The organism is Sulfitobacter sp. TCYB15 (genome assembly GCF_040435955.1).
In the GTDB taxonomy this organism is placed as follows: domain Bacteria; phylum Pseudomonadota; class Alphaproteobacteria; order Rhodobacterales; family Rhodobacteraceae; genus Sulfitobacter; species Sulfitobacter pontiacus.
The window spans coordinates 2,541,769-2,568,045 of sequence record NZ_CP159193.1; the positions used below are offsets into that span (position 1 = coordinate 2,541,769).

General features: G+C 61.7%; 26 protein-coding genes and 1 tRNA gene. 9 read left to right on the forward strand and 18 right to left on the reverse strand.

What is annotated here, in order from left to right; translation table 11 throughout:
• Positions 1-39: 39 nt before the first annotated feature.
• Together ABM428_RS12150 and ABM428_RS12155 are read left to right on the forward strand one after the other, a co-directional pair.
• On the forward strand, positions 40-1,143 hold the full coding sequence (locus tag ABM428_RS12150) for a pyridoxal phosphate-dependent aminotransferase (RefSeq protein ID WP_353627975.1): 1,104 nt from the start codon (positions 40-42) through the stop codon (positions 1,141-1,143).
• Between the two features lie 53 nt (positions 1,144-1,196).
• Positions 1,197-1,379, forward strand: a complete 183-nt coding sequence (locus tag ABM428_RS12155; RefSeq protein ID WP_353627976.1) for a hypothetical protein — start codon at positions 1,197-1,199, stop codon at positions 1,377-1,379.
• On the opposite strand, the gene ABM428_RS12160 is transcribed toward ABM428_RS12155, so the two are convergent.
• Positions 1,376-2,584 (reverse strand): aminotransferase class V-fold PLP-dependent enzyme, encoded by a 1,209-nt coding sequence (locus ABM428_RS12160; RefSeq protein WP_353627977.1) that lies wholly within the window; start codon positions 2,582-2,584, stop codon positions 1,376-1,378. The genes ABM428_RS12155 and ABM428_RS12160 overlap by 4 nt on opposite strands.
• A 149-nt stretch (positions 2,585-2,733) precedes the next feature.
• On the opposite strand from ABM428_RS12160, the gene ABM428_RS12165 reads away from it, so the two are divergent.
• Positions 2,734-4,593 (forward strand): ABC transporter ATP-binding protein, encoded by a 1,860-nt coding sequence (locus ABM428_RS12165; protein ID WP_132997411.1) that lies wholly within the window; start codon positions 2,734-2,736, stop codon positions 4,591-4,593.
• Positions 4,594-4,613: 20 nt separating this feature from the next.
• Here the strand turns inward: ABM428_RS12165 and ABM428_RS12170 are convergent, their stop codons facing one another.
• Positions 4,614-5,288, reverse strand: coding sequence for a TIGR04283 family arsenosugar biosynthesis glycosyltransferase (locus ABM428_RS12170; RefSeq protein WP_132997412.1), 675 nt, complete (start codon positions 5,286-5,288; stop codon positions 4,614-4,616).
• Between the two features lie 66 nt (positions 5,289-5,354).
• Here ABM428_RS12170 and ABM428_RS12175 point away from each other — a divergent pair, with 66 nt between their 5' ends.
• A complete protein-coding gene (locus ABM428_RS12175) occupies positions 5,355-6,098 on the forward strand; it encodes a folate-binding protein YgfZ (protein WP_132997413.1) in 744 nt (247 codons plus the stop codon).
• 214 nt (positions 6,099-6,312) lie between these two features.
• Here the strand turns inward: ABM428_RS12175 and efp are convergent, their stop codons facing one another.
• Entirely contained in the window at positions 6,313-6,876 is a 564-nt protein-coding gene (gene efp / locus ABM428_RS12180; protein ID WP_009825091.1) for an elongation factor P, read from the reverse strand.
• A gap of 220 nt (positions 6,877-7,096) precedes the next feature.
• Between efp and ABM428_RS12185 the strand changes: the two genes are divergently transcribed.
• Positions 7,097-7,417: a DUF6280 family protein gene (locus ABM428_RS12185; RefSeq protein WP_005849321.1), complete on the forward strand. Its 321-nt coding sequence runs from the start codon at positions 7,097-7,099 to the stop codon at positions 7,415-7,417.
• Positions 7,418-7,716: 299 nt separating this feature from the next.
• On the opposite strand, the gene ABM428_RS12190 is transcribed toward ABM428_RS12185, so the two are convergent.
• The 12 genes from ABM428_RS12190 to ABM428_RS12245 all read right to left on the reverse strand — a co-directional run bounded on the left by ABM428_RS12190 (position 7,717) and on the right by ABM428_RS12245 (position 19,887).
• Positions 7,717-8,052, reverse strand: coding sequence for a DUF1992 domain-containing protein (locus ABM428_RS12190; protein WP_037945089.1), 336 nt, complete (start codon positions 8,050-8,052; stop codon positions 7,717-7,719).
• 159 nt (positions 8,053-8,211) lie between these two features.
• The gene (locus ABM428_RS12195) at positions 8,212-9,261 is read right to left on the reverse strand and encodes a hypothetical protein (protein ID WP_132997414.1); all 1,050 of its coding nucleotides are present in this window, start codon (positions 9,259-9,261) and stop codon (positions 8,212-8,214) included.
• Positions 9,262-9,335: 74 nt separating this feature from the next.
• Complete coding sequence (locus ABM428_RS12200; protein ID WP_132997415.1) at positions 9,336-10,775, reverse strand: TolC family outer membrane protein; 1,440 nt, start codon at positions 10,773-10,775, stop codon at positions 9,336-9,338.
• A 57-nt stretch (positions 10,776-10,832) separates the two neighbouring features.
• On the reverse strand, positions 10,833-11,486 hold the full coding sequence (locus ABM428_RS12205; protein ID WP_005849328.1) for a protein-L-isoaspartate O-methyltransferase: 654 nt from the start codon (positions 11,484-11,486) through the stop codon (positions 10,833-10,835).
• A gap of 198 nt (positions 11,487-11,684) precedes the next feature.
• A tRNA-Cys gene (locus tag ABM428_RS12210) sits at positions 11,685-11,758 on the reverse strand.
• 137 nt (positions 11,759-11,895) lie between these two features.
• Positions 11,896-13,056, reverse strand: coding sequence for a glutamate 5-kinase (proB, locus tag ABM428_RS12215; protein ID WP_009825097.1), 1,161 nt, complete (start codon positions 13,054-13,056; stop codon positions 11,896-11,898).
• 157 nt (positions 13,057-13,213) lie between these two features.
• Positions 13,214-13,657, reverse strand: coding sequence for a thioesterase family protein (locus ABM428_RS12220; RefSeq protein ID WP_005849361.1), 444 nt, complete (start codon positions 13,655-13,657; stop codon positions 13,214-13,216).
• Positions 13,657-14,817 carry an iron-containing alcohol dehydrogenase gene (locus tag ABM428_RS12225; RefSeq protein ID WP_353627978.1) on the reverse strand — a complete coding sequence of 387 codons (1,161 nt, stop codon included), beginning with the start codon at positions 14,815-14,817 and terminating at the stop codon, positions 13,657-13,659. The genes ABM428_RS12220 and ABM428_RS12225 overlap by 1 nt, the downstream gene beginning before the upstream one ends.
• Before the next feature lie 257 nt (positions 14,818-15,074).
• Positions 15,075-17,336: a phosphoenolpyruvate--protein phosphotransferase gene (gene ptsP / locus ABM428_RS12230; RefSeq protein ID WP_005849365.1), complete on the reverse strand. Its 2,262-nt coding sequence runs from the start codon at positions 17,334-17,336 to the stop codon at positions 15,075-15,077.
• A gap of 161 nt (positions 17,337-17,497) precedes the next feature.
• Complete coding sequence (locus ABM428_RS12235; RefSeq protein WP_037966259.1) at positions 17,498-18,736, reverse strand: aspartate kinase; 1,239 nt, start codon at positions 18,734-18,736, stop codon at positions 17,498-17,500.
• A gap of 161 nt (positions 18,737-18,897) precedes the next feature.
• Positions 18,898-19,371 (reverse strand): DUF1178 family protein, encoded by a 474-nt coding sequence (locus tag ABM428_RS12240; protein ID WP_132997704.1) that lies wholly within the window; start codon positions 19,369-19,371, stop codon positions 18,898-18,900.
• Between the two features lie 57 nt (positions 19,372-19,428).
• Entirely contained in the window at positions 19,429-19,887 is a 459-nt protein-coding gene (locus tag ABM428_RS12245) for an NUDIX hydrolase (protein WP_243250566.1), read from the reverse strand.
• 108 nt (positions 19,888-19,995) lie between these two features.
• Between ABM428_RS12245 and modA the strand changes: the two genes are divergently transcribed.
• Genes modA through modC form a run of 3 tightly spaced genes read left to right on the forward strand, consistent with a single transcriptional unit; the run spans position 19,996 to position 22,495 of the window.
• Complete coding sequence (gene modA / locus ABM428_RS12250) at positions 19,996-20,724, forward strand: molybdate ABC transporter substrate-binding protein (RefSeq protein ID WP_132997706.1); 729 nt, start codon at positions 19,996-19,998, stop codon at positions 20,722-20,724.
• Complete coding sequence (gene modB, locus ABM428_RS12255) at positions 20,721-21,410, forward strand: molybdate ABC transporter permease subunit (protein ID WP_074634645.1); 690 nt, start codon at positions 20,721-20,723, stop codon at positions 21,408-21,410. The genes modA and modB overlap by 4 nt, the downstream gene beginning before the upstream one ends.
• Positions 21,407-22,495: a molybdenum ABC transporter ATP-binding protein gene (gene modC, locus ABM428_RS12260; protein WP_005849377.1), complete on the forward strand. Its 1,089-nt coding sequence runs from the start codon at positions 21,407-21,409 to the stop codon at positions 22,493-22,495. Before modB ends, modC begins: the two co-directional genes overlap by 4 nt.
• On the opposite strand, the gene ABM428_RS12265 is transcribed toward modC, so the two are convergent.
• A complete protein-coding gene (locus ABM428_RS12265) occupies positions 22,492-23,256 on the reverse strand; it encodes an EcsC family protein (protein WP_005849379.1) in 765 nt (254 codons plus the stop codon). The two genes, modC and ABM428_RS12265, sit on opposite strands and share 4 nt — an antisense overlap.
• Before the next feature lie 53 nt (positions 23,257-23,309).
• Entirely contained in the window at positions 23,310-23,843 is a 534-nt protein-coding gene (locus ABM428_RS12270; protein WP_009825105.1) for a GNAT family N-acetyltransferase, read from the reverse strand.
• Between the two features lie 37 nt (positions 23,844-23,880).
• Between ABM428_RS12270 and ABM428_RS12275 the strand changes: the two genes are divergently transcribed.
• Positions 23,881-24,486, forward strand: coding sequence for a flavin reductase family protein (locus ABM428_RS12275; protein WP_168592508.1), 606 nt, complete (start codon positions 23,881-23,883; stop codon positions 24,484-24,486).
• 79 nt (positions 24,487-24,565) lie between these two features.
• Here the strand turns inward: ABM428_RS12275 and ABM428_RS12280 are convergent, their stop codons facing one another.
• Positions 24,566-26,227, reverse strand: a complete 1,662-nt coding sequence (locus tag ABM428_RS12280; protein WP_005849385.1) for a SulP family inorganic anion transporter — start codon at positions 26,225-26,227, stop codon at positions 24,566-24,568.
• Positions 26,228-26,277: the final 50 nt, after the last annotated feature.

A 26,277-nucleotide genomic window follows, 5' to 3' on the forward strand; every position in this document is an offset into this window, starting at 1 on the left:
CACTTGCCCGAAGCATGGCAGATGCAGTAGCTGATCCCCATGACACAGTATCGCCTCACCCCGCTTGCCGACGCCCTGCCCTCTACCGTGCCCTTTGTCGGCCCCGAAACGCAGGAGCGCGCCATGGGGCGCGCCTTTGATGCGCGGTTGGGGGCGAACGAGAACGTCTTTGGCCCCTCTCCCCGCGCGATAGAGGCGATGGCGCAGGCCCAGCAGTGGATGTACGGCGACCCGGAAAGCCACGACCTGCGTGCAGCACTTGCGGCGCATCATGGTATCTCGCCCGCCAACATCATCGTGGGCGAAGGGATCGACGGGTTGCTGGGCTATCTGGTGCGGCTCATGGTGACGGAGGGGGACGCGGTCGTGACCTCGGACGGGGCCTATCCGACATTCAATTATCACGTGGCAGGCTTTGGCGGTGTGCTGCATAAGGTGCCCTATGCCGGTGATCACGAGGATCCTGCGGCCCTATTTGCCAAAGCTGCCGAGGTAGATGCCAAGCTGGTCTATCTGGCGAATCCCGACAACCCCATGGGCAGCTGGCATGAAGGGCCCGTCATTTCCAGCGCGCTAGAGGCATTGCCGAAGGGCTGTCTGCTGGTGCTGGACGAGGCCTATATCGATTGCGCCCCCGAGGGCACCGCCCCCGATCTTGTCGCCGATGACCCGCGTCTGATCCGGATGCGGACCTTCTCCAAGGCCCATGGTCTGGCGGGGGCGCGGGTCGGCTATGCCATCGGCGCACCGGATCTGATCACAGCCTTTGGGAAGGTGCGCAACCATTTCGGGATGAACCGCGCGGCCCAGGCCGGGGCGCTTGCGGCCTTGCAGGACAGCGACTGGCTGGCCCATGTGCAGGCTCGAATCGCTGAGGCGCGGGACCGGATTGCGCAGATCGCTGCGGATAACGGGTTGATCGCCCTTCCCTCTGCCGCGAATTTCGTGGCGATTGATTGCGGGGCGGACGGCAGCTTTGCCAAGGCGGTGCTGGACGGTTTGGTGGCGCGCGGCGTCTTTGTGCGCATGCCCTTCGCTGCGCCGCAGAACCGCTGTATTCGTGTCAGCTGCGGCACGGCAGAAAACCTTGATGCCTTTGCCGCGGCGTTGCCGGGTGCCCTTGAGGATGCGAAAAAAGGCTGACGTAGCGCATATCCCGCCTATGCTGGGCCATGATCCAGTTGCGAGGTGGCATCATGCGCTCTTCCGACCGCGGCCAATCGGCCCCTAACTATACCAGCGCCTGTGTCGTGATGTTCGGCGTCAATATCCTGTGGCTATTCGTTGTGATCTGGGCGCTATGGGGCTTGTTGGCGGTGGTGCTGTCGGGCTGGGCCGTCAATGCCATGATCGATCGCATAGCCGCGCGACGGGGCTAGGCCCCGCCGATCACCTTCGCCGCCGCCTCTAGCGCGCCGGAGCCGCGTTTGATCCCGAGTGCGGACATCCCGGCCTCTATCCCGCCGAGCATCCCCATGATCATCTGACCGTTCACGTGCCCCATGTGGCCCAGACGGAAGAAACCGTGGCTTTCGGGGCTGCCCTTGGGGGCCATGCCCAGACCGATGCCGAGGGTCAGGCCGATGTTGCCTTCGACCCAGTCGCGCAGCTCTGTCGCTTGTGGGGCCTTGAGCCGCAGCGCTGTCACCGCATGGCTGCGCAAAGCGGGATCGGCGATGTTCAGGGAAAGATCGCCCTCTGCCCCCCACGCGTCACAGGCCGCCCACACCGCGTGCGCCAAGGTCTCGTGACGCTGCCAGACGGCCTCCAGCCCCTCGTCGTGGATCATATCCAGCGCCGCGCGCAGGCCGTAGATATGGTGCGTGGGGGCCGTGCCGCAGTGGTACTGGTAGAACTCCTCGGGATTGGCGCGCGGGATCCAGTCCCAGAAACGGCTGACCCGTGGCATCGCATCGCGCACCGCAGCCGCACGGTCGTTGAAAAAGACAAAGCTCACGCCGGGCGGGACCATCAGCCCCTTCTGGCAGGCGGTGACCATGACATCGCCCCCCCAATTGTCCATCTCGAAGCGGTCACAGGCGAAGGACGCGATACAATCCACCATCAGCAGCGCGGGGTGATCCGCCGCATCCAGCGCCGCGCGCAGACCGGCGATGTCATTGACCACCGAGGTCGAGGTATCCACATGCACAGCCAGCACGGCTTTGATCTCGTGGTTGGTGTCCGCCTCAAGACGATCGGCGATCCGGTCGATGTCCATTGTGGATTGCAGGCCGAAATCCATCACCTCGACGTCTGCCCCGATCCCCGTGGCGGCATCGCCCCAGCCGTGACCGAACCGTCCTGTCGCGGGCACCAGCACCTTGTCACCGGGGGCTACGACATTGCTAAGCGATGCCTCCCAGGCGGCGTGGCCGTTGCCAATATACATCGCCACATGATGCTGCGTGCCCGCGATACGGCGCAGATCTTCCATCAACGGCGGCATCATATCGACGATCTCACCGGCATAGATATTGGGGGCCGGACGGTGCATCGCGTTCAACACAGCCTCGGGCATGACCGACGGACCGGGGATCGCGAGGTAGCCGCGCCCTTGTGACAGGTTGGGAAGTTTCGGCATGACACGGGGGCCCTTCAGCAGGAAAAATCTCTTGCAACTTATCCGCAGCCAGCGCCGCGTCAATCACACAAAGCGCGCAGGCAGCTTGCCCTGCCCCCAAGGGCTGCGTAAACCCGTAGCTGTATATGCCCAAAGGAACCGGCCTTTATATGAGTGATGTGACCTATACCTCGCGCGAACTGCTGACCTGGCTTTGGCGCGACTATCTGAAAAAGCATATGTGGGTGTTGCTTGTCGCGATCATCTTCATGTCGATCGAGGCCTCGACCATGGGCGGGTTGGCAAAGCTGATGCAGCCGATGTTCGATCAGGTCTTCGTCGCTGGTGAGAAAGGCGCATTGCTGTGGGTTGGTCTGATGCTGGTGGGCATTTTCGTCCTGCGCGCCGTGTCGGGTGTGGTGCAAAAGGTGCTGCTGACACGCATCAAGCAGAAGTCGGCGGCTGATATGCGGATCGATCTGCTGGACCGGATGATGGTGCAAGACGGGGCCTTTCACCAACAAAACCCCCCGGGTTTTCTGATCCAGCGCGTGCAATCGGATGTGAATGCCATCGGGTCGGTATGGCAGGCGGTGATCACCGGTGCCGGTCGCGACTTGATCGGGCTGATCGTGTTGCTCGGCGTCGCGATCTCTATCGACCCGGTCTGGGCGCTGCTGGCCTGCATTGGCTTGCCCCTGATGGTCATGCCCGCAGCATTGGCGCAGCGCTTTGTGCGCGCGCGGTCGCGCGAGGCACGGGATCTGGGCGCGACCCTGTCGACACGGCTGGACGAGGTTTTCCACGGCATCGTGCAAATTAAGCTCAACGCGCTTGAGAAGTATCAGGCCAAGCAATACCGCGACCTGACCAGAACCTATATCCGTACCGAGGTACGTGCCTCTTTCGGGAACTCGGCCATTCCGGGGATGATCGACATCATCTCGGGCCTCGGGTTCATGGCCGTGATCCTTTATGGCGGCAACGAAATCATCGAGGGCGAGAAAACCATCGGTCAGTTCATGACCTTCTTTACCGCGATGGGGTTCACCTTTAACCCGCTGCGCCGTCTGGGGGCGATCAGCGGGTTGTGGCAGACGGCTGCTGCCGCGCTGGAACGTCTGAAAGAGCTGATGGACGAGCCGGTACACCTCACCTCGCCCGCCAAACCCACGCCTGTGCCCACCACCCCACCGCATATCGCGCTTGAAGGGGTGAGCCTGTCTTACGGGGATGCCAAGGTGCTGGACAATCTCACGCTGCATGCGGCGGCAGGCGAGACGACGGCGCTCGTCGGCGCATCTGGCGCGGGGAAATCGACGATATTCAACCTGCTGACCCGTCTGATCGACCCGCAAGAGGGCAACGTCAGCATCGCGGGCGTCCCCCTGACAGAGATGGACATCCCCGCGCTGCGCGGCTTGTTCTCTGTCGTGACGCAAGAGGCGCTTTTGTTTGATGAAACCCTGCGCGAGAATATCGTATTGGGCCGCGAGAATGTATCTGACGAAGAGCTGCAGCGCGCGCTGGATGCGGCGCATGTGTCGGACTTTTTGCCCAAACTTGAACGCGGGCTTGAAACCCGCGTCGGCCCGCGCGGCTCTGCCCTGTCGGGGGGGCAGCGCCAACGTGTCGTGATCGCCCGCGCCCTGCTGCGCAACACGCCGATCCTGCTGTTGGACGAAGCCACCAGCGCGCTGGACGCGCAGTCAGAGAAAGTCGTGCAGCAAGCGCTGGACCGTCTCTCGCAGGGGCGCACCACCTTGGTCATCGCCCACCGTCTGTCTACCATCCGCGGCGCGGATAAGATCGTTGTGATGGACCGTGGTCGCGTCATGGACGAAGGCAAACACGAAGACCTTCTGGCCCGTGGCGGCATTTATGCCGATCTCTATCGGCTTCAGTTCGAGGATGGAAAAACCGTCAGCGACGGGCGCAATCTAGCGGCGATGCGGCGCATGGAACGCGGCCTCAAACCTGTCGAGCCGAACCTGCTGCAACGTATCGGGCTCCGGCTGTTCGGCAACTAGGCCAACACCCGGCACGCGGGTCACTTGGCATAGCCCTCGGCCAGCTTGGCCGGGGCCACCCCTGCGAAATAGCGGATCAATGTCCATAGGTTACGCGCCCCGCGACGCAACCAGCCCTGCCGCGCGTATTTGTCGGCCGACGTCACCGCGGTGACCTCCAGCCCCAGCAGATGGCCGCGCAGGGCACGCGCCAGCGCTACATCCTCCATCAGCGGCTGATCAGGATACCCACCAACCGATTGATACAGCGCACGTGGCAGCAGCAGCCCCTGATCCCCATAGGGAAGCCCCAAACGGCTACGCAGGTTCGCCCAAGCGGCCACCGCTTTGCCGGCCATGCCGCCTTGGTCAAATTGAAGCTGGCACCAGCCCGCTTTCTGCCCCTGCAGATGCGCGGTGACGGGCCCCGTCCACCCCGGTGCCAGCCGCGTATCGGCGTGTAATACCAGCAGCCAGTCGGATTGCGCTTTCGCACAGCCGCGCCGCAACTGTCCGCCCCGCGATGCCGGACCGCTGACGATCTCTGCGCCCCATGCTTCTGCCAATGTCAGGGTCATGTCGGTTGATCCCCCGTCGCTGATGATCAGCTCGCGGATGAGCCCCGCCTCCAGCCCCTCCATCAGGGCGGTTAGGCAACCGGTCAGGGGCGCTTCGGCATTCAAGGTCGGAATGACAACAGATATAGGCGCGCGCATGGTTGCCCCTTTCAGCTTCGAACTGCGCTGCTATATGTCATGTTAACCATTGAAAGGACAAGCGATATGACCAGCCGCCGCATCCTCAGACTGTCAGGCCCCGACACCCGCGAGTTTCTGCAGGGCCTTGTGACCAACGATATCCGCAAGCTGGATCAGGCCCCGATCTATGCCGCGATCCTGACGCCCCAAGGCAAATTCATCACCGATTTCTTCCTGTCCGCCGACGGGGACAGCGTTTTGCTGGACGTGGCCGAGGCGGATGCCGACGCGCTGGTGCAACGTCTGACCATGTACAAGCTGCGGGCTGATGTCACGATAGACGCGACCGGCCTGCATCTGCACCGCGGGCTAGAGAGCGCACCGGACGATGCCTATAGCGACCCCCGCGATGCCCGCATGGGCTGGCGCGCCTATCGCAACACGCCGCAAACCGATGACACCACCGATTGGGACGCGCTGCGGGTGACCTATATGATCCCCGAAACCGGGGCAGAGCTTACCCCGGACAGCTTCATCCTCGAAATGGGGTTCGAGCGGCTGAACGGCGTGGATTTTCGCAAGGGCTGCTATGTCGGACAAGAGGTAACGGCCCGCATGAAGCACAAGACCGAACTGCGCAAAGGCTTGGCCCAGGTCGAGATCAGTGCGCCGGTAGAACCCGGCACGGACATCACCGCCGATGGCAAACCTGCTGGTACGATCTTTACCCGCACCGGCACCCATGCACTGGCCTATCTGCGGTATGACCGCGCCAAGGCGGCGATGCAGGCGGGGGATGCCACGGTGACCATGGTGACGGACGGCTAAGGCCCCGCAACGGCCCTGCGCAAATATTAGGCAGGCCAAGATGACAGCGTGCGCAGCCCGTCGGAAAAGTTGCATATCGGCAACAAATACCCGTGATTGGGGAGTTTTGAGGCTCCCAAATCCGATACCCCGCAGCCCCGCAACGCAAAAGAGCCCCGGCATTCACCGGGGCTCTGCACTGCAGCGAAGCTATGACGTAGCGTCACACCACAGCTTACGCGCGTTCGGAATATTCCATCGTTTCGGTGTTCACGATGATCTCTTCGTCCTGTCCGACGAAGGGCGGCACCATCACTTTGACGCCGTTATCAAGCACCGCTGGCTTGAAGGAATTCGCCGCTGTCTGGCCTTTGACGACCGGTTCAGTTTCGACAATTTTACAGGTTACTTTTTGTGGCAAGGACGCGTTCAGCGCCTCTTCTTCGTGATACTCGACCACGACCATCATACCGTCCTGCAAGAAGGGGCGACGCTCTCCCAGAAGCTCGGCTGAAAGCTGCACTTGCTCGTATGTTTCGGTGTCCATCAGAACCAGCATACCTGCGTCTTCATACAGGAATTGTTGGTCTTTTTGCTCTAGCCGGACCTTTTCAACCTTGTCGGCGCTGCGGAAGCGTTCGTTCAGTTTCGACCCGTTGCGCAGGTTGCGCATTTCGACCTGAGCAAAGGCGCCGCCCTTGCCCGGTTTGACATGATCGACCTTGACCGCTGCCCAGAGACCACCGTTATGCTCGAGCACATTTCCTGGCCGAATTTCGTTCCCGTTAATCTTTGGCATGTATCAGCACCATAGCAATGAAGTTGAAGAGAGATTGGACCGACCTATATATATCAACGTCGACCCCCGCAAGACAGCGCACCCGATGCTGCAACCGCGAAAGCCATGCAGTAAATGCATGAGTGTTATGCAATAAAGGTGTATCCGAATCGAGCTCTTTCGGTCATAAGGAACCCCACGCCTAAATGACAAGAGCAAGAATAATAGAAAGGACGACGAGATGAAAGATTTCGTTGATGGCACTGCCTTTAACAATGAACAAGGTAACCGTGCCCGCAAACTTTTCGCAGCTGTGGTACTGGCTGCATTGGACGATGCGATTGCCGATGACAAGAAATACGGCAACGGTCCTGAACAGATTGCCCGTTGGGCCCGCTCCCGCGATGGCCGCGAAGTATTGAGCTGCGCGGGCATCGACCCCAACGAGCGTGTTGTCGAAGGTCTGATGGACTTTGTTGGCAAAGGTGTCCGTACCTCTGTCGCCCTGTCCCGCGAAGAGTCCGAGCGTCGCCACGCTGCACAACAGGCTGAAGCTGCCTGAAGACTGCCAAAAGTTTGAACAAAAAGACGCGGCTCACGGGCCGCGTTTTTTTTGGCTAAATGCGATTGTGTTCTGCCGGAAAGCGTTTCGCCCGCTTGATGCGATAAAGGGCAAGGTGTGACACCCGAGCCCCCTACCTGATGCGTTGCGCCGAAACGGTAAAGCCCCGATAGTGGCGGATTTCTGCGAGAGTGCTGGGTTCTTGAATCTAGGTTGTAGCGACGAAGCTGGCGTTCGCTGAGGGTGCGCGATCAGGAAAAGTGCTCGCGCTGCTTTCCAAAAAAGCTGGGTAGTAGAATTTATCTGCGCATGAACTTCTGGCGAGCTTCACGAGCGATATTGTATCGCAGTTCAAGGCGAGCGAGTTCAGCCATCGCTTCCTTCCGTTCAGGCCCGTTCGCAAGCGTGGCAAGATGGCTCTGATGCGCAGCCATCTTCTTTTTGAGTTCGATTTCTTCGGGCACGACACCGGCTTGAGCCATAATCCGGAACCCCGCAGCTTCTCCCGCATCCACAAAAGCATCTGCTGAGCGATCAGGCAGTGGTTTGCCTTCGCCTTCAAGACCTTTAAGCTGACCTTGTAGCTTCGCCTTCTGTATCTGGCGCTCGATGAGTCTCTGAAGATTTCGGATCATGCTGACCAATAGCACAGTGTTAAGGTAACGGATACTACGGGCTCGAAGCGGACGTTGCGGCGGCGGCGTCTTGGCCTGATCTGCAACACATCTGGCAAGGGGCTTGCGTGACGCCCTGCCCCTTTATCCACTAAGATGCGCGTTCGCGCCAAAAGCTCTTTATTCCAGATCTTGCGACGTCAGGGCGCGGTGAATTTCACGGCGCACCAGTTTGCGGACGTTGCGGGTGATCCGTTCACCCAAGGCCCCCTGCAGCTCTGTGCGGACGATTTCGGACACCAGATCACGCAACATCTCTTCGTCCAGATATTCATCCGGCCCGAAACCAAGCGTCGCATCATCATCCTGCGCCGTTTCGGCAGGGGCGTCGGTGGTATCGGTCACAGTCGCATCTGCTGCGGTCACACGGGTGGCAAAGGGGCCGTCCACAACACGATCTTGGGGTTCGGCACGCTCTTGGGGTGCATGGGACTTGACAGCATCGTGCCACCCCAAATCCTTGTCCAGCAGGGCCTCTTCCGCATCGTTTTGGGTGACATCGGACACAGGCGCGCCGGTGGCGTCGAATTCAACGTCGTCTTCCCAGGCCATCGCGGGGTCTTCGCTGCCGGAGTAATCGCTTTTGCCGGGCTCGTCAGGTTCCCAGTTTTCGGGAATGCGGCTGATCGCTGTTTCGAGGGCAGCGATTTTCGCGCTCAACCGGTCCGGCGTCGGTGGCACGTCATCGACCAGCTCGGAAGAGCCAAGGTTGAGCATATCGGTGGAGTATGCCGCGGCACGTGGCGCGCTAAAGGCCAACTTGCGCGGCGGCTCGGTCGTATCCTGCGGCTTGCCATCCCCTGCGGGCGTAGCAAACTGGGCGCGAAAACGCGGTTCGCGGCCGGAAATAAACTTAAAATCTTCGGCAACTTGATTGCGATCCGAGGCGGACAAATCCGCCGCCTCGCCCGTCTCAACGTCCGCATCCATGTCCTGCATCGCATCCTGATAGGACGCCGACCGGGGCTGAACCGCCTCTGGCGTCGCCTCTTTCCGAGGGGCGGCCACAGGCGCGTCATTCGACACGCGCAAGGACGGCGTCAGCACAAGTTTCTCTTCAATCGCAGGCGCTTCCGACGGCTTCTGCGCCGGTTTGCGATCCTCTGAGACCAGACGGCGGATCGAAGACAGAACGTCTTCGACCTCTGCATTTGTGACGGTTTCGGACATATTTAATCACCACTCGTTCTTCGCGAATAGTCTAACCCGAAGGTTGGCTTCTCACAATGGGGGTGGTGAAAATGTCAGTCTTTTTGCAGCGCCTTCAGCACACGATCCAACTGCTTCCCCTCTTTGGAGTATTTTGTCGGGCCGTCCTTGACCATATTGTAATAGGCGGATGGGTCATAGATCTGCACCGGCAGTTTCAGGTCCTGCGCGGTCAGCTGACCCGTCGCGGAGAGCACGGAATAGGCCGCAACATAAAGCTGCGATTGCGCTGACACACGGGCAGAACGGGCGTCGAGCAAGGATTGCTCTGCGTCCAGCACATCAAGTGTAGTGCGCGCGCCAAGGCTGGCTTCCTCGCGGATACCGTCAAAGGCGATCTGTGCGGCGCGAACCTGACGCTGGGAGGCTTCGATCTGCGCCCGGGCGGAGGCAAGCCCCGCATAGGCATCGCTGACCGCGCGTTCCACGTCTTTAACCACAACATGCAGATTGCCGCGCTGTGCGTCGCGCTGCGCCTGGCTTTTGCGAACACCGGCCGACAAGGCTCCGCCTTGATAGATCGTTTGCCCGACCTGAAAGCCGATCGACCCGCTGCGTGTCGAGGCTTGGGAATCAAACGTCTCGGTCAGACCGTAAGACCCCTGCACCGAGACATTGGGCTTCAGCGCGGTTTCGTTGCTGCGTACCAGCAGATCGGCAGCCGCGACCTGGTGCTGGACGGTCAGGATATCGGGATGCTGCCGCACCGCCAGTGCTTTGGCGGTCGCGATGCTGTTGGACAGCTTCGGCAGGCTTGGTGGCGGGCTTAGACGACCGGGCTCACGCCCCACGGCCACCTTGTAATAGGCTTTCGCGCTGATGAAGTCGCCCTGCGCACCGGCAAGATTGCTGCGTGCGGCGGCAAGTTCTGCTTCAGCCAGCGATACGTCGGTGCGGGTCACCTCCCCCACTTCAAAACGGTCACGGGCGGCGCGCAACTCCTGCGTCAGAACCCGCACGTTATTCTCCGCCAGAGAGACAAGCTGCTGCGTCTGGATCACGGTCATATAGGCATCAACAGCGCGCAGCAGAATCTGCTGTTCGGCGCTGACCAGCGTTTCGCGCGTGGCAAGCACGGTTTCTTTTGCCGCCTCGATCGAATAGCGCGACGACCCGAAGTCATAGACCAACAGCGACGCCACAAGGTTCACCGATGTCGTCAGTGAATCGGTAGAGCTTCTGAAACCCGCCGGGATAGTGCTGGTGCCCCCGCTGACCGACCGGTTATAGGATTGTGTCAGGTTTCCCGTCCACTGTAGCACCGGCTTGAGCGCGGATTTCGCGATCGCCACATCTTCGTCTGCGGCACGCAACACGGCGCGGTTCTGGTCCAGCAGGCCCGAGTTGTTATAGGCCCCGACCAGCGCATCGGCCAATGTCTCTGCCTGTGTGGCCATCGGTGCCAGCAGCCCCAAACCGACGCAGGACGCCGCGATCATGCTGCGGACGGACCGCATCTTGCCCGTATTCATCATATTTCACACTCCATCGGTGTCACTGCATCTGCCGTCATCTGCAGCAGTTCTGATAGCTTAAAGCTGGAATTCTTTCGCGCGGGTAAACCCGTCCAGGACAGGTGCGGCGGCGTTGAAACTTTTGCGCCAGCTGATGCCACGTTCGCTCTTGTAGCCCAAACGCACCTCGCCCAGGGGGCCGTCCATGAACAGGCAAGCGATCCGCCCGCCATCCTTGAGCTGCGCCAACAGCGCTTCGGGCACGTCAGCCACGCCGCCTTGCACGATTACTACATCATAGGGCCCATGTTGCTGCGCCCCTTCGGCAAGCGGGCCGTGGTGCACGATGACATTGTCGATATCCGCGTTGATCAGGGTTTCCTGCGCTTCTTTCGCCATCTGCTCGTCATCCTCGACGGCGACGACCGCTTCGGCCATATGTGCGATCACGGCAGAGGAATAGCCGTAGCCACAGCCGATATCGAGCACCAGCTCGTCATTCTCGACCCCAAGATCGTCCAGCATCTTGGCCAGCGTCCGCGGCTCAAGCAGCACGCGCCCTTCGCCCAAGCTGATGTTTTCGCCCAGATAAGCTGCCTCGCGGCGGGCCACCGGCACAAAATCCTCGCGCGCCACCTTGAGCATCGCATCAATGATCGGGAACTTGGTAACATCCGAAGGGCGCACCTGAGTATCAACCATCATGGTGCGGCGGGCTGTGAAATCTGTCATCAGCTAAACTCTTTCGTTCAGTTATTTGTCTCGTGAGATGCCACATCACCGCCCGCCGGGCAACGGCCAGTCGGGTCAATAGGCGCAATTTTCCGTGTTTGGCGGATAATACGGTTAAAACATAGAGGATGCCATAGCCACGACGCATGCCACGCGCGACCAGCCTGTGAGAAACGTAATTTAGAGAGGGAAATATAGTGGAGGCGAGTAGGAGAATCGAACTCCTGTACACGGATTTGCAATCCGCTGCGTAACCACTCCGCCAACTCGCCTCGGCCGCGATGACGCGGCTGGCACATGGGCCGCTGGCCCCTATGCGTTTGGCGCTTATCCCGATTTTCTCGGGAAATGTCTAGCCCAGTTTAAAGCAAAACGGCGGGAAAAATATCTCCCGCCGTGAAATGGACAATTACAGGGAAATGACGGGCTTGTCGTCTTCTTCGGGCGCGTCGAGCTGCAGGTGGTGATCTTCGAGGATCAGGATGTTTTCCGCCCCCACAACCGCGCTTTTGGTTTTGTAGCCGATGACGTCTTCGATCTCCATCTCGGGGTTACGCGCCATCAGGATCGTCTCTTCGGACGAGAAGTTGGTCAGCCCGCGGGCGAACTCGTTCCCCTGCTCGTCATAGACGTGCAATACGTCACCTTTGGAGAATTCGCCTTGGATCGACACCAGATCATCACGCTGTAAGCCGCGCTCCTTGGCTGTGATCGCGCGAACAGCCTCGTCCGTGACGACCAGCGTTCCGGCAACCTGCAAACGGTTGCTTAGCCAGATCATCAGCGGCGACGCGGCCTTGCCCGACGCCAGACAACGGGTGTGGCGGCGTTCGTTGTTCAGTACCGAGGAAATCGGGCGTTCGATGATACCGTCGGCGATGATCGTCTCGACACCGGCGTTCTGTGCCATATTGGCCGCCAGCATCTTGGTCAGCATGCCGCCGCTGCCCAATTCGCTGATGCTTTTGGTGGATTCGAGGTGTTCGGACACATCTTCGATTTCCTCGATGAACTGGGCACCGGGTTCGGAGGGGTCACGGTCATACAGACCTTCGACGCTGGTCAGGATGATCAGGTGATCGGCCTCGACCATCTGGGCCACCTTGGCGGAGAGACGGTCATTGTCGCCCACTTTCAGGTCGCGTGTGGCGATGGAATCGTTCTCATTGATGATGGGCAAGATCTGGTTTTCAAACAGCCGCAGCATGGTGTTCTTGATGTTCAGAAAGCGGCGACGCTCTTCCATGTCTTCGACGGTCACCAGCATTTGCGCCACGTCAAAATTGTATTCATTCGCAACCTGACGGTAGGCGTTCATCAGCAGGGGCTGACCACAGGCCGCCGCCGCTTGCTTGTCCAGAATACCGGCCTCTTCGGGGCGTTTCCCGATCATGTTCAGGCCAAGCGCGACCGAGCCTGACGAGGTCAGGATGATCTCGTATCCCTGGTCCTGAAGGTCCCCCAAATCCGCCATGAGACCGTTCATGAAAGCATAGCGCAATGTCAGCTTTTCTTCATTGGCCAACAGGCTGGATCCGATTTTAACGACGATACGTTTCTTCTTGGACACGGGGAGATTTCTCCGGTTTATTGTTAAATTTCAACGCGTCATCCCGCGCGACACAGAATGCCGCAACGCAGAAAAACGCTGTGATTCGGGGATGTATAACATGTGGACACCAAGCATTTGCAACCGCCAAGCTAGGGCGCGCGGGATTACGCCACGCTCAGGCCGTGGTTTTCAGCCCTTCTAGCGCGGTACGGGTCGCGGTGGGAATCTCGGTCGGGCGGTGGTCGTCGCGGTTCACATAGACATGCACAAAGAACCCTTCGGCAGAGGCGTTTTCCTCGTCGTTCCGGAACAGGCCCAGCTCCATCCGGACGGAGCTTTTGCCAAGCTGCGCCACCCGCAGCCCCGCTGTCACGCGGTCGGGGAAGGCCATCTCTCCGAAATAGCGGCAACCGGTTTCCACGACGAGCCCGAAGGCGGGGCTGGTCTGCGGGTCCAGCAGCCCCCGTTCGATCAGCCAGCCGTTTACGGCCGTGTCAAACAGCGCATAGTGCACGACGTTGTTCATATGCCCATAGGTGTCATTGTCGTTCCATCGCGTCTGCAATGGATAGAAATCCGCGAAATCGGCACGGGTGGCGGCAGGTGCGCGGGCGGCCATTACCAAGCCGCCTCGTAGATTGCCTGAGCATCGGCCTGTGTCACCTCGCGCGGGTTGTTCACAAGCAGACGGGCCTGCACCATCGCGTCTTCGGCCATCTTGGGGATCGCGGACCGGGGGATATCGACATCGCGCAGGCGGGGCGGCAACCCAAGCCGCCTGGACAGATCCGTCAGCGCATCAACGAAGGCGGCGGTGCGGGCCTGACCGCCTTCGACCTCTGCCAGTTCGGGGAAGGCATCGGCAGCGATCTCGGCATAGACACTGCCCGCTTGGGGCGCGTTGAAGCGCAGCACGTGGGGCAGCACCAGCGCGTTGGACAGCCCGTGCGGGATATGGAAGGTGCCACCGATGGGATAGGCCAGCGCGTGTACCGCCGCGACGGGGGCATTGGCAAAGGCTTGCCCCGCCAGCATCGACCCCAGCAACATCGCGCCGCGGGCCTCAAGGTTGCTGCCATCTGCGACAACGGTTTCGATATTGGCCCCCAGCAGGCGCAGCGCCTCGCGGGCAAGTAGCTTGGACACAGGGTTGTTGTTGGCATTGACCGAGGCATAGGATTCGATCGCGTGCACCATCGCGTCAACGCCTGTGGCCGCAGTGATCGACGCGGGCAGACCGACGGTGAGGGAGGCGTCCAGAATGGCCATGTCAGGCAGGATCACGGGCGAGGATACGCCGCGCTTTTCCTCTGCCCCGACGGTGATGATCGACACAGGCGTGACCTCTGACCCGGTGCCAGCGGTGGTAGGAACCAACACCAGCGGCAGGCGCGGCCCCTTGGCCTGCCCTACCCCCCAAGCGGCATCCAGATCCTCGTCAGAGCCAAGCAAAAGCGCCACAAGCTTGGCCACGTCCTGCGATGACCCGCCGCCAAAGCCGATGACTCCGGTCGCACCCGCGCTGCGCCCTGCCTCTACCGCGCGCATCAATGTCTCGCGCGAGGGGTCGGCCTCTACATCATCGAAGACGGTGACCTGATGACCGGCTTTCTCAAGCGCATCGATGCAAGGGTCGCACAGGCTCAGTTTGCGCAAACCGGGGTCGGTGATCAACAGGCACGCCTTGCCCAGCAACCCGCCTGCCAGCGCGGCGATACGCTCGGCGGCCCCGTTTTCGAATACGACGGATTTTGTGGTGTTGAATACAAAAGGGTTCATATGCCCGCGCCTCTCCCATAGCTGGCTGCAGCGTTCCTCCGCGCTGCGACTTGGGGGCATTAAAGGGAATTATCCTGCACGCGCATAGCCGTTATTTCGGTTACTTTTTTCGCTCTGCGAAACTGAGGTAAGAGCTTGGCCCGCTACGCAACCTATGTGCATAACCGCCCTGCGCGATTGGCTTTTTCAACGCGGCATCCAGCGCCCACGTGGATAAATCGGGCGCGTTTGACAAATCAGACAAGCCGTCGGGCCCTTCAGGGCAAGCGGCGGACTTCGTTGGTCTGACTGCGCAGATACTCCATCACCGCGGGGCGAACAGATTGATCCCCGCGATCACGTGCGGCGTGGATCACCTCGCGGATTTCCCCCAGATCAGAGCGGTGCAACATGCTTTTGACCGGCCCGATGGACGCGGGACGCATGGACAGCGTCGTGATCCCGATGGCAGCAAAGCACAGCGCCTCTATGGGGCGGCCCGCATCCTCGCCACAGAATGACAGTGGCGTACCGGTTTCGCGGCAACGGTCCACGATATTCTCTAGGAAGGTCAGGAAACTGACGTTCAACGTGTCATAGCGGCGGCGCACCAGCTCGTTCTCGCGGTCGGCGGCAAAGAAGAACTGCTTCAGATCGTTGCCCCCGATCGACAGGAATTCGACCTCTTCGAAAAACTTCGTCGGGGCAAAGGCCAGCGATGGGGTCTCCAGCATCGCGCCCACTTCGATTTGCGACGGCAGCACATGGCCCAAGCGCGCCTCGCGGGCGAGCGTCTTGTCCATCTCGGCACGGGCGGCGCGGTATTCTTCGAACTGCGCGACAAAGGGGAACATCACCGACAGGGGGCGCCCGTTCGCCGCACGGATCAACGCCTGCAATTGCATCCGCATCATGCCCGGCTTGTCCAGCCCGACACGGATCGCACGCCAGCCCAAAGCGGGGTTGGGTTCGTCGTTGGGCTTCATATAGGGCAGCACCTTGTCCGACCCGATATCCAACGTCCGGAACACCACACGTTTACCCGACGCGGCATCCAACACACGGCTATAAAGCGCGGACAGCTCCGACCGTTTCGGCATTTGGCTGCGCACAAGGAACTGAAGCTCCGTGCGGAACAGCCCCACCCCTTCGGCCCCAGACCCGTCAAGCGAGGGGAGATCCGCCATGAGACCCGCGTTCATATGCAGCCCGACCCGCGTGCCGCATTTGGTGATCGCCGGTTTGTCGCGGATCGACGCATAGCGTTCCTGCGCCTCGGCCTGCATCGCGATTTTGTCGCGGAAGGCAGAGGCAACGGTTTCCTCGGGACGCAGATGCACCACACCCTGTTCGCCGTCCACCATGATCCGGTCGCCGTTCAGCGCATCATTGGTCACGCGGCTGGCGTGCACGATCAGCGGGATCGCCAGCGCCCGTGCGACAATCGCGGCATGGCTGCCAACCGACCCGCCCTCCAGCACGATACCGCGCAGAGAGCGGCCGTATTCCAACAGCTCAGCCGGTCCGATGTTGCGCGCCACCAGAATAGGGTCGGTGGGCATCTCGGCCCCCGTGTTCGACCCCTGCCCTGTCAGGATGCGCAGCAAGCGATTGCTGAGGTCATCGAGATCGGACAGACGTTCGCGCAGATAGGCGTCGGCGGCCTGCCCCATACGGGCGCGCGCCAGAGACTGCTCTTTCTCGACAGCCGCTTCGGCAGACAGGCCACGGCCGATGTCTTCCTCCATCCGGCGCAACCAGCCTTTGGAGTTGGCGAACATCCGATAGGCTTCAAGCACCTGTTGCTGGTCCTTGTCCCCCCCCGCCATCGCCATCATCTGATCCACGCTGACGCGCAAATCATCGACCGCCTCGTTCAGGCGTGCGGTTTCACTGGCAGGGTCATCGGCGACAAGCTTTGACACAACAACGCGCGGCTCGTGCAGCCAGACGTGGCCTTCGGCAACGCCCTCTTGCGCCACGGTGCCGCGGATCAGAACCGCCTGACTGTGCCGCGCCGACATCGCGGCACCCTCACCGACAAAGGCCCCCAGCTCGGTCATTTCGGCCAGTACCATGGCGACCACTTCCAGCGCATAGACCTCGTCAGCCGAGAATTCCCGCGCGGCCTTGGATTGCACCACCAGAACGCCCAGCATCTCGCCCAAGCGCTGCACCGGTATACCCAAAAAGCTTGAATACAGTTCTTCGCCCGTTTCCGGCATAAAGCGGAAACCGGGGGCCTGCGGGGCATTGGGCGTGTTGATAATGCGTTTGCGTTTGGCGACGCGCCCGACCAGCCCCTCGCCCATCTTCATGCGCGTCTCGTGGACCGCATCGGCCTTCAGCCCCTCGGTCGCGCAAAGCTCTAGCGTGTCTTCATCGCGGAACAGGTAGATAGAGCAGACCTCGCAGCCCATAGAGGACGCGATCAGATGCGTGATCTTGTCCAGCCGCGCCTGCCCTGCATCATCACTGGCCATGGCATCGCGTAAGCGACCCAACAGCTTGCGGCTTTCTGTCTCTATCCCATCAGCCATGTGATCATTTCCCCCCGGCGATGCCAGCTTAGATCACAGGCGTCCCAAAATTGAAACGCCTGATATCATTGACATCTATCATCTGCTCCCCGAGGCTGGAAGATGCGTTTTCCCCTGTTGCGGGAAAACGCTGTGATCTTCGCAGGTGGGGTGCCCGGGAATTAGGCGGGTTTGTCCAGCTCGAACGCGTCATGCAGCGCCTGAACGGCCAGCTCCATGTATTTGCGGTCGATCAGAACGGAGATCTTGATCTCGGAGGTGGTGATGACCTTGATGTTCACACCCTCGTTCGACAACACCTGAAACATCTTCGCCGCAACGCCGGTGTGGCTGCGCATGCCGATCCCCACGACCGACACTTTCGCCACATCTGTGTCCGCGATCAGATCGTCGAAATTCAGCTCGCCCGATTTTTTCGCGGCATCAATCGCGACTTCCGCGCGTTTGATCTGATCGACGGGGCAGGACCACGTCATATCGGTGCGCCCCTCTTCCGAGATGTTCTGAACGATCATATCGACGTTCACGCCACCATCGCTGAGCGCGGTGAAGATCGCGGCGGCAATGCCGGGGCGATCCGCGACCGATACCAGCGTCATCTTTGCTTCGTCACGCGAAAACGCGATACCGGATACTACATTGCTTTCCATAATTTCCTCCTCGGCGCAGACCAGCGTTCCAGCCTCGTCTGATTGTTCCTCAAAACTGCTCAGCACGCGCAGCTTGACCTTGTACCGCATGGCCAGTTCGACCGACCGGGTTTGCAGGACCTTGGCCCCCAGCGACGCCAGTTCCAGCATCTCTTCAAAGGCGATCTTGTCGAGCTTGCGCGCCTTGGCGCTGACCCGCGGGTCGGTGGTGTAGACCCCGTCCACATCGGTGTAGATATCGCAACGCTCTGCATCAAAGGCAGCGGCAAACGCAACGGCGGTGGTGTCCGACCCGCCACGCCCCAGCGTGGTGATCCGGCCCTCGGGGGAGACGCCCTGAAAGCCCGCGACAACCGCGACGCGCATGCCTTCGCCGAATTTCGCCATGATGTTTGCAGGCGGAATTTCCTCGATCCGGGCCGAGGAATGCGCGGAGGTCGTCTTGACCGGCACTTGCCAGCCTTGCCAACTGCGCGCCGGTACGTCCATTTCCTGCAAGGTCAGCGCCATCAGACCCGCGGTGACATTCTCCCCCGAGGAGACGACAGCGTCATATTCGCGCGCGTCATATAGCGGAGAGGTTTCGTTCACCCAGCCGACCAGCTCGTTCGTCTTTCCCGACATGGCGGAAACGATGACGATCACGTCATAGCCCTTGGCCACTTCAACGCCCACGCGTTTGGCCGCGCGGCGGATACGGTCCAAGGTGGCCACCGACGTGCCACCAAACTTCATCACCAGAACAGGCATATGTCCCCCGTTGCAAAACTCCGGCGCGGTGTACGCGCAAGCGCCGCCCTTAGCAAGCCCGCAGGCCGCTGTCGTAACGCAAAGAAATTATGTATGAACCGTAAGTTGCAAGGTGACGCGGCGCGGTATCCGCCCGCCCAGGGTCGCCTGCGACCCGCCGTCTATGACGTGGTGCGCTTGGCCCGAAACGGCAGCGGCGTCAGCGGGATACCCTCTTCGATCAGGGCGACGGCTTCGTCCAGACTCGCCTCGCCATAGATCGAGCGGTCGGGTGCATCCCCGATGTGGATGGCACGGGCTTCACGCACGAAATCATCGCCCACATATTCCGAGGAGGTTTCGAGCTCTTTGCGCAGCGCTTTCAGCGCCTCTTCCAACGCGCTTTGAGGTTTCGATAGCACCGGTACTGCGGCGTCCGGCTTTTGACCATCCTCACCGCGGTTCTCGCGGCGCTCGCCGGTTGTGACACGGGGGGCCATCATGCCCTTGGTCACCTTGGTCGACCCACACAGCGCGCAGGTCAGATGCCCCGCCTGCGCCAGCGCATCAAAAGCGGCGGCAGATTTGAACCAGCTTTCAAACTGGTGGTCCTGATCACATTTCAGCGAAAACTTGATCATCGCGCCCGCAGGCATCCTCTCGTCGTTAAGATATGTTAAAAATGGGGGCGCAAGCCGGTCCCGTCAAGCGGCTCAACTCCGCCCGCGCGGATCGAAGTCCCGGATCATACGCGCCAGCTCGGGCTCTGACACCATTTTGGCGGCCTTCTTGCGCGACATCCACTTGCGGCGCCGCTGGCCGGCTTCGGGGTATTTATCGGCGGTGATCTTGACCTCTACGGGATAGAGCATGGCCACCACCGGCAACATCTCTCCACCGTCCATTTCCTTTGTGTAGGAATAGACGCCAAGGCAGCCGCCCGTGACCCGCCCGCGCACGCCCGCTTCTTCCCATGCCTCGCGCGCAGCGGCGGCACCGGGGGTTTTGGCATCCATCGGCCAGCCTTTCGGCACAATCCAGCGTTTCGCCCCCCGAGACGTGATCAACAGCACCTGCACCTTGCCTTGGCGCACGCGGTAACACAGCGCGGCGAACTGTGTTCGCACCTCTCCCTTGCGGGCACCTTGCAGTGATATGGGCAGCTGTTTCATGCGGGGCATTCTGTCTCCGGGGTGGTACGGCAACAAAAGCCTACCCGTGCCGTGATGACAAGACCAGTCGCCCTTGCACGCCCCTACGGCATGGCGGATACTGCGGCAATGAAACGTTTTTTGCCGCTCATTTTTGCAGCGCTGCTGCCCCCCCTCGCGCTGGCAGAGCAGCCTTCGGTGACGGTCTTTGCGGCCGCCAGCCTGCGCGGTGCCCTGGACGAGGTCGCGCGCGGCTACGGCGGCGATGTGGCGCTGTCCTTTGGCGGGTCCGGCACGATGGCACGGCAAATCGATGCGGGTGCCCCTGCCGATGTGGTCTTGCTGGCCGCACCGGTCTGGATGACATGGCTGCGGGATCGAGGCGCGATCGAGGCTGACGCGGTGGTTGATCTGCTGGGCAATTCGCTTGTGGTGATCGCCCCCGCCGACAGCAATATCGCCCCGGACCCCGCCGATCTGGCGGGTGCCCTTGGCGATGCGCGGTTAGCGACGGGTCAACGGGACGCCGTGCCCGCCGGTATCTATGCGCGCGAATGGCTTGAGGTTACCGGACAATGGGAGGCGATCGCCCCGCATCTGGCAGAGACGGATAACGTGCGCAGCGCCCTGGCTTTGGTCGCACGGGCAGAGACGCCTTTGGGCGTGGTTTACCGCACCGATGCTTTGGCCGAACCACAGGTCCGCATCCTTTACGATATCCCGCAGGAGACACACAGCCCGATCACCTACCCCGCCGCCGCGCTTACTGACAGCGGCGCGGCCTTCATGGCGCATCTGCAGTCCCACGACGCCCGCGCGGTCTTTGCCCGCCACGGCTTCAAGCCGCTGCCCGAATGACCGCAGACGCCGCCGCCTGGGACGCGCTGCGTCTGTCGCTTTGGGTTGCAGTTTGGGCGACGCTGCTGGCGATCCCGCTGGCGCTTTGGGTGGCGTGGCTGCTGGCGCGGCGGGATTTCTGGGGCAAGGCGCTGCTGAATGCCGCCGTGCATCTGCCGCTGGTTTTGCCGCCTGTGGTCACGGGATATCTGCTGCTGATGGCATTCGGGCGGAACGCGCCCTTGGGCCGCGCACTGGACGCCATCGGATTGCAACTGGCGTTCCACTGGTCCGGCGCGGTGCTGGCGGCGATCATCATGGGCTTCCCCTTGATGGTCCGCGCCATGCGCCTCGCGATAGAGGCGGTGGACCCCAAGCTTGAAGACGCCGCTGCCACGCTCGGTGCCCCCCGCGCGGCGGTTTTCGCCCGTGTCACCCTGCCCCTGATCTTGCCCGGTGTGCTGGCGGGGACCGTGATGGGCTTTGCCAAAGCCATGGGCGAATTTGGCGCCACGATCACCTTTGTCGCCAATATCCCCGGCCAGACGCAAACCCTGCCAAGCGCCATCTGGGCCGCCTTGCAGATACCCGGTGGCGAGGGTCAGGCGGTGGCGATGGTGCTTATGTCTTCGGCCATCGCGGTCAGCGCCGTGCTTCTGTCCGAGCTGCTCGCCCGCCGCGTTGCCAAAAGGATCGCGGGCACATGACGCTTTCCCTGTCCCTGTCGCACCGCTTTGACGGCTTCGCGCTGGACCTCGCGCTTGAGGCCGGGCCCGGCATCACCGCGCTGTTTGGCCGGTCGGGGGCCGGAAAATCCACCGTGATCAACGCCGTTGGTGGCTTGCTCCACCCCGACCGCGGGCGCGTCGTGATCGAGGACGAGGTGCTGCTGGATACCGAAGGCGGCATCTACGTCCCCCCGCACAAGCGCCGCCTTGGCACCGTGTTTCAGGACGCGCGGCTGTTCCCGCATCTCAGCGTGGCGCAAAACCTGATGTTCGGTGCCCGCTATGCGCCGCGGGGCAGCAGCGGCCCGTCTCAACGCGACGTGGTGGCACTGCTTGGGCTAGAGACATTGCTTGACCGCGCGCCTGCCACGCTATCAGGCGGCCAAAAGCAGCGCGTCGCCTTGGGCCGCGCCTTGCTGAGCCACCCGCGCATGTTGCTGATGGATGAACCGCTCGCCAGTCTGGACGGGCCCCGCAAGCAAGAGATTTTGCCCTTTCTCGAACGGCTGCGCGACGGGCCGCTGGGGCTGCCGATCCTGTATGTCAGCCACGCAGTGGACGAGATCGCGCGGCTGGCCGATACGCTGGTACTGATCCAGAACGGAAAGGTTCAGGCGCAGGGCCCGCTGTTCGATGTCATGGCCGATCCCGCCGCCGTGCCCCTGCTTGGTGTCCGCGAGGCGGGTGCCGTGATCGAGGCGGATGTCCTCGAGCATGGGAATGACGGGATCACGACCCTGCGGATCAGCGCCGGAGAGCTTGAGCTGCCCGGCGTGCACGCCGATGCCGGTGCCCGCGTGCGGCTGCGGGTGCTGGCCCAAGATGTGATCCTGTCCCTGACCCGCCCCGAGGGGCTAAGCTCGGTCAACGTGCTGCCCGTCACGGTCGAGGCGGTTCATCCCGGCGACGGTCCGGGCGCGGCCATTGCCCTGCGTGCGGGGCGTGACCGTTTGCTCAGCCGTGTGACGGCCCGCGCTGTCGCCGAGCTTGGTCTGACACCGGGCATGACCTGCTATGCGATCCTCAAGGCCACCACGGTCGCGCCGGGCAGTATCGGGCGCTAGGCGATCTTGCGCAGCCCGACCTTGGCGCGCAGCCGCTCGACCAGTTCTTCGTGGGGGACATCCGCATCAATCGCCAGCTTGCGCAGCCCGAAATGCACATGGGCCATATCTTCGTAATAGCTGGTATAGGCATAGTTGGTCGCCGCACCGGCCACCGCCCCCAGCACCGGCACCGCCTGCGCGGCCAGCTTCTGCCCCAAGACCAGCGCCAGACGCGGAGCCACTTTGGCAATCACCGCCTGCATGGCGCGCCCGCTTAACGCGACCCGCGCCGACAGAAACGCCAGATCGGCCCCGTCATCTTCTGACAAGGGCCCCGCGGCGCTGAACACCTGCACGCAATCGAACTGCACATTCTCGGCATGGGCATCAAAGCCGTGTTCCACTGCTACCCCCTGAATAACGCGGAGCAACAAGGTCGTCGTCACCGGCAGTTCTGCCAGTGCCGTGGGCAGGCCACCTGCGCCGCCCGCCGCCCCCATCGCCGCGCTGACCGCCTGGTTCAGCCAGCTTTTCTGGTCCGGCACCATCGACCGCGTCGACGTCGCTGCCTTCATCGCCTGGCCCAATGCCTTGACGGTGGCGCTTTCGAGATTGCGGCGCACGGGCGAGGGAAGCTTGTCGATCAACCCCTCGGCGCTGCCGCCGATGACGTTCAACACATTGATACCCACACCGCCCGCGCTTTTGTAGCGCTTGGCGATCTGGTCCAGCCGTGCCTCTACGTCAATGGTGCTGGGTAGGTTGCTTTCAATCTGCATGGGGTGGGGCCTCCGCCTGTTTGGCTAGAATGTGGGCCATCCCGCCGCCGCTTTCAATGTGGCCAAGCGGTGACATCGCCCGCGATGCCTTCCCACGCGCCATCGACCAGCGCACGGCCCAACACCCGTTCAGGGTTCGTTGGCGGCGGCATCACCACATCGGTCAGCAAGGTAAAGCCGAAGCGGTTATAGTAAGGCGCATCCCCCACCAGCATCACGCGCGACCACCCCAGCGGGGCCGCTTGCGCCAGACTGCCCTCGATCAGCAAGGCACCCAAGCCTTCGCCCTGCCGCGTCGGGTGCACGGCAACGGGGCCCAACAACAGCGCGGCATGGGCACCGATACAGATCGGCCAATAGCGTATGGCCCCGGCAAGGATACCGCCCGCGTCACGTGCCACATGGTTCAGCCCTGCCACCGGCGGCACTCCATCGCGCAGGCGGTAGGACGACAACGCCTCGCGTCCCGGCGCAAAGCAGGTATCGTATAACGCTTCGACTTCCCAGTGATCGGCAGCCGTCTCGGGGGTAATATGATACAAGGCGTGGCCCTCTGGACGGTTTTCCTGTGGCGCTGCCTTTATCATGGCGCTAGCCATAGGTGCAAACCATGAGGAGAGTTTGATGTTCTACCGCCCGCAAGACGGCCACCCCCTGCCCCATAACCCGTTCAACGCGATTGTCACCCCACGCCCGATCGGATGGATTTCCACCCGAGACGCGGACGGGAACGACAATCTGGCCCCCTATTCGTTTTTCAACGGGGTCGCCTATACGCCGCCGCAGGTGATGTTTGCCTCTACCGGGACCAAGGCCGATGTGGACGGGACCAAGGACAGCATGGCCAACATCCGCGAGACCGGCGTCTTCTGCGTGAACATTGTCGAGTACGCGATGCGCGACGCGATGAACGCCTCCTCTGCGACGCTGCCCCATGGCGCGGATGAATTCGGCCACGCTGGCATCGAAAAAGCGAACTGCGACCAGATCAACTGCGCCCGTGTGGCGACCGCCCCTGCCAGCCTGGAATGCCGCATGACCCAGATGGTCAAGATCGAGGGAGAGAATAACTTTGTCGTCTTCGGCGAGGTCGTCGGCGTCCATATGCGCGACGATTGCATCAAGGACGGGCGGTTCGACGTGACGACCTACCAACCGCTGTCCCGCTTGGGCTACCGTGATTACGCCCGCGTGACCGACGTGTTCGAGATCATCCGCCCCGACGATTGATCCCGCCCCATCCCGAAAAGCAAAAAGCCCCCGATGCGGACTGCATCGGGGGCTTTTTCGTGTCAGTCGGTCGGGCGGTTTAGTGACCGCCAAGAATGCCGGTACGGACCTGATAGTTCGCCGCGATCTCGTAATCGGGATCATCGTCGCTATCGATCATCAGGTGCCCGGCCTTCTTCAGCAAACGGTGACAATCGCGGCTGAGGTGGCGCAGCTGGATGCGCTTGCCCGCGCCTTCGTATTTCGCGGCAATCGTCTCGATCGCTTGCAGGGCCGATTGATCCACAACGCGGCTGTCCTCGAAATCGACGATCACCTCGCTGGGGTCGGCCTTGACGTTAAAGAGCTCGGCGAAACCTTCGGACGACCCAAAGAACAGCGGCCCCTGAATCTGGTAGACCTTGGCCCCTTCAGGTGTGGTGTATGTCTTGGCGTGGATGCGACGCGCATTGTTCCACGCATAGGCCAGCGCCGACACGATCACACCGACGACCACCGCGACCGCAAGGTCTTCGTAGACGGTGACGACGGTAACCAGCAGGATCACGAAGGCATCGGTCAGGGGCACTTTGCGCAGGATCCCAAAGGAGTTCCACGCGAAGGTGCCGATCACGACCATGAACATCACCCCGACCAGTGCTGCCAGCGGGATCTGTTCGATCAGCGGCGCGCCGACCAGAATGAACAGCAGCAAAAACACCGCAGCCGCAATCCCCGCAACCCGCGTGCGCCCGCCGGATTTCACGTTGATCATGGACTGACCGATCATGGCGCAGCCGCCCATACCGCCAAAGAAGCCGGTCACGGTATTGGCCACGCCCTGCGCGATACATTCCTGGCTGGCCCCGCCGCGGGTGTTGGTCAAGTCGCTGACAAGGTTCAACGTCAGCAGCGATTCAATCAGGCCGATGGCCGCAAGAATCACCGCATAGGGCAGGATGATATACAGCGTCTCGAGCGTGAAGGGTGCCAAGGCGGTGCCGTACAGGCCGACACCTTCGCCAAACGGCATGTGGAACGTCGGAAAGCCGCCCTCGATCGAGGCCAGATCGCCGACCCGTGGCACATCCATGCCCGTCGCGATCACCAGAATGGCGATGATACCGATGCCTGCCAGCGGTGCGGGGATCAGCTTGGTGATGCGTGGCATGACCCAGATGATCGCCATCGTCGCGGCGACAAGCGCCAGCATCAGGTAAAGCGGCCCACCCGACAGCCATTCGCCACCCGACATGCCGTGACCTGTATCAACCATCGTGCCCGGCACTTTGAACTGGCCCATCTGGGCAAGGAAGATCACGATGGCCAGACCGTTCACAAACCCCAGCATAACAGGGTGCGGCACCAGCCGCATGAACTTGCCCCATTGCATGACACCCGCGAAAATCTGGATCAGCCCCATGAGCACGACCGTGGCGAAAAGATATTCAACACCGTGCTGCGCGACCAATGCGACCATCACAACCGCCAAAGCACCCGTCGCCCCCGAGATCATCCCCGGACGCCCGCCGATCAGCGCGGTGATCAACCCCACCAGAAAGGCCGCATAGAGACCCACCAACGGGTGGACCCCCGCGACAAAGGCAAAGGCAACCGCTTCGGGCACAAGGGCCAGGGCGACGGTCAGCCCCGACAGCAATTCGATGCGCAGCCGCGACGGAGAGAACCCCTCTCCCGGCATCCATCTCAGGTCGGTCACATCAAGATTTTTGGTAAAACTACGGAACGTGGTACGCGCCATCGGGCATCCTTCGGGTCAAATCGCATCAATAAGTCGGAAAGGTCTTTGCG

What these genes read in the sequence shown, in the direction of transcription:
- ABM428_RS12150 (WP_353627975.1), top strand. Translation starts at nt 40, where the DNA reads ATGACACAGTATCGCCTCACCCCGCTTGCCGACGCCCTGCCCTCTACC.
- ABM428_RS12155 (WP_353627976.1), top strand. Translation starts at nt 1,197, where the DNA reads ATGCGCTCTTCCGACCGCGGCCAATCGGCCCCTAACTATACCAGCGCC.
- ABM428_RS12160 (WP_353627977.1), bottom strand. Translation starts at nt 2,584, where the DNA reads ATGCCGAAACTTCCCAACCTGTCACAAGGGCGCGGCTACCTCGCGATC.
- ABM428_RS12165 (WP_132997411.1), top strand. Translation starts at nt 2,734, where the DNA reads ATGAGTGATGTGACCTATACCTCGCGCGAACTGCTGACCTGGCTTTGG.
- ABM428_RS12170 (WP_132997412.1), bottom strand. Translation starts at nt 5,288, where the DNA reads ATGCGCGCGCCTATATCTGTTGTCATTCCGACCTTGAATGCCGAAGCG.
- ABM428_RS12175 (WP_132997413.1), top strand. Translation starts at nt 5,355, where the DNA reads ATGACCAGCCGCCGCATCCTCAGACTGTCAGGCCCCGACACCCGCGAG.
- efp (WP_009825091.1), bottom strand. Translation starts at nt 6,876, where the DNA reads ATGCCAAAGATTAACGGGAACGAAATTCGGCCAGGAAATGTGCTCGAG.
- ABM428_RS12185 (WP_005849321.1), top strand. Translation starts at nt 7,097, where the DNA reads ATGAAAGATTTCGTTGATGGCACTGCCTTTAACAATGAACAAGGTAAC.
- ABM428_RS12190 (WP_037945089.1), bottom strand. Translation starts at nt 8,052, where the DNA reads ATGATCCGAAATCTTCAGAGACTCATCGAGCGCCAGATACAGAAGGCG.
- ABM428_RS12195 (WP_132997414.1), bottom strand. Translation starts at nt 9,261, where the DNA reads ATGTCCGAAACCGTCACAAATGCAGAGGTCGAAGACGTTCTGTCTTCG.
- ABM428_RS12200 (WP_132997415.1), bottom strand. Translation starts at nt 10,775, where the DNA reads ATGATGAATACGGGCAAGATGCGGTCCGTCCGCAGCATGATCGCGGCG.
- ABM428_RS12205 (WP_005849328.1), bottom strand. Translation starts at nt 11,486, where the DNA reads ATGACAGATTTCACAGCCCGCCGCACCATGATGGTTGATACTCAGGTG.
- ABM428_RS12220 (WP_005849361.1), bottom strand. Translation starts at nt 13,657, where the DNA reads ATGGCCGCCCGCGCACCTGCCGCCACCCGTGCCGATTTCGCGGATTTC.
- ABM428_RS12225 (WP_353627978.1), bottom strand. Translation starts at nt 14,817, where the DNA reads ATGAACCCTTTTGTATTCAACACCACAAAATCCGTCGTATTCGAAAAC.
- ptsP (WP_005849365.1), bottom strand. Translation starts at nt 17,336, where the DNA reads ATGGCTGATGGGATAGAGACAGAAAGCCGCAAGCTGTTGGGTCGCTTA.
- ABM428_RS12235 (WP_037966259.1), bottom strand. Translation starts at nt 18,736, where the DNA reads ATGCCTGTTCTGGTGATGAAGTTTGGTGGCACGTCGGTGGCCACCTTG.
- ABM428_RS12240 (WP_132997704.1), bottom strand. Translation starts at nt 19,371, where the DNA reads ATGCCTGCGGGCGCGATGATCAAGTTTTCGCTGAAATGTGATCAGGAC.
- ABM428_RS12245 (WP_243250566.1), bottom strand. Translation starts at nt 19,887, where the DNA reads ATGAAACAGCTGCCCATATCACTGCAAGGTGCCCGCAAGGGAGAGGTG.
- modA (WP_132997706.1), top strand. Translation starts at nt 19,996, where the DNA reads ATGAAACGTTTTTTGCCGCTCATTTTTGCAGCGCTGCTGCCCCCCCTC.
- modB (WP_074634645.1), top strand. Translation starts at nt 20,721, where the DNA reads ATGACCGCAGACGCCGCCGCCTGGGACGCGCTGCGTCTGTCGCTTTGG.
- modC (WP_005849377.1), top strand. Translation starts at nt 21,407, where the DNA reads ATGACGCTTTCCCTGTCCCTGTCGCACCGCTTTGACGGCTTCGCGCTG.
- ABM428_RS12265 (WP_005849379.1), bottom strand. Translation starts at nt 23,256, where the DNA reads ATGCAGATTGAAAGCAACCTACCCAGCACCATTGACGTAGAGGCACGG.
- ABM428_RS12270 (WP_009825105.1), bottom strand. Translation starts at nt 23,843, where the DNA reads ATGATAAAGGCAGCGCCACAGGAAAACCGTCCAGAGGGCCACGCCTTG.
- ABM428_RS12275 (WP_168592508.1), top strand. Translation starts at nt 23,881, where the DNA reads ATGTTCTACCGCCCGCAAGACGGCCACCCCCTGCCCCATAACCCGTTC.
- ABM428_RS12280 (WP_005849385.1), bottom strand. Translation starts at nt 26,227, where the DNA reads ATGGCGCGTACCACGTTCCGTAGTTTTACCAAAAATCTTGATGTGACC.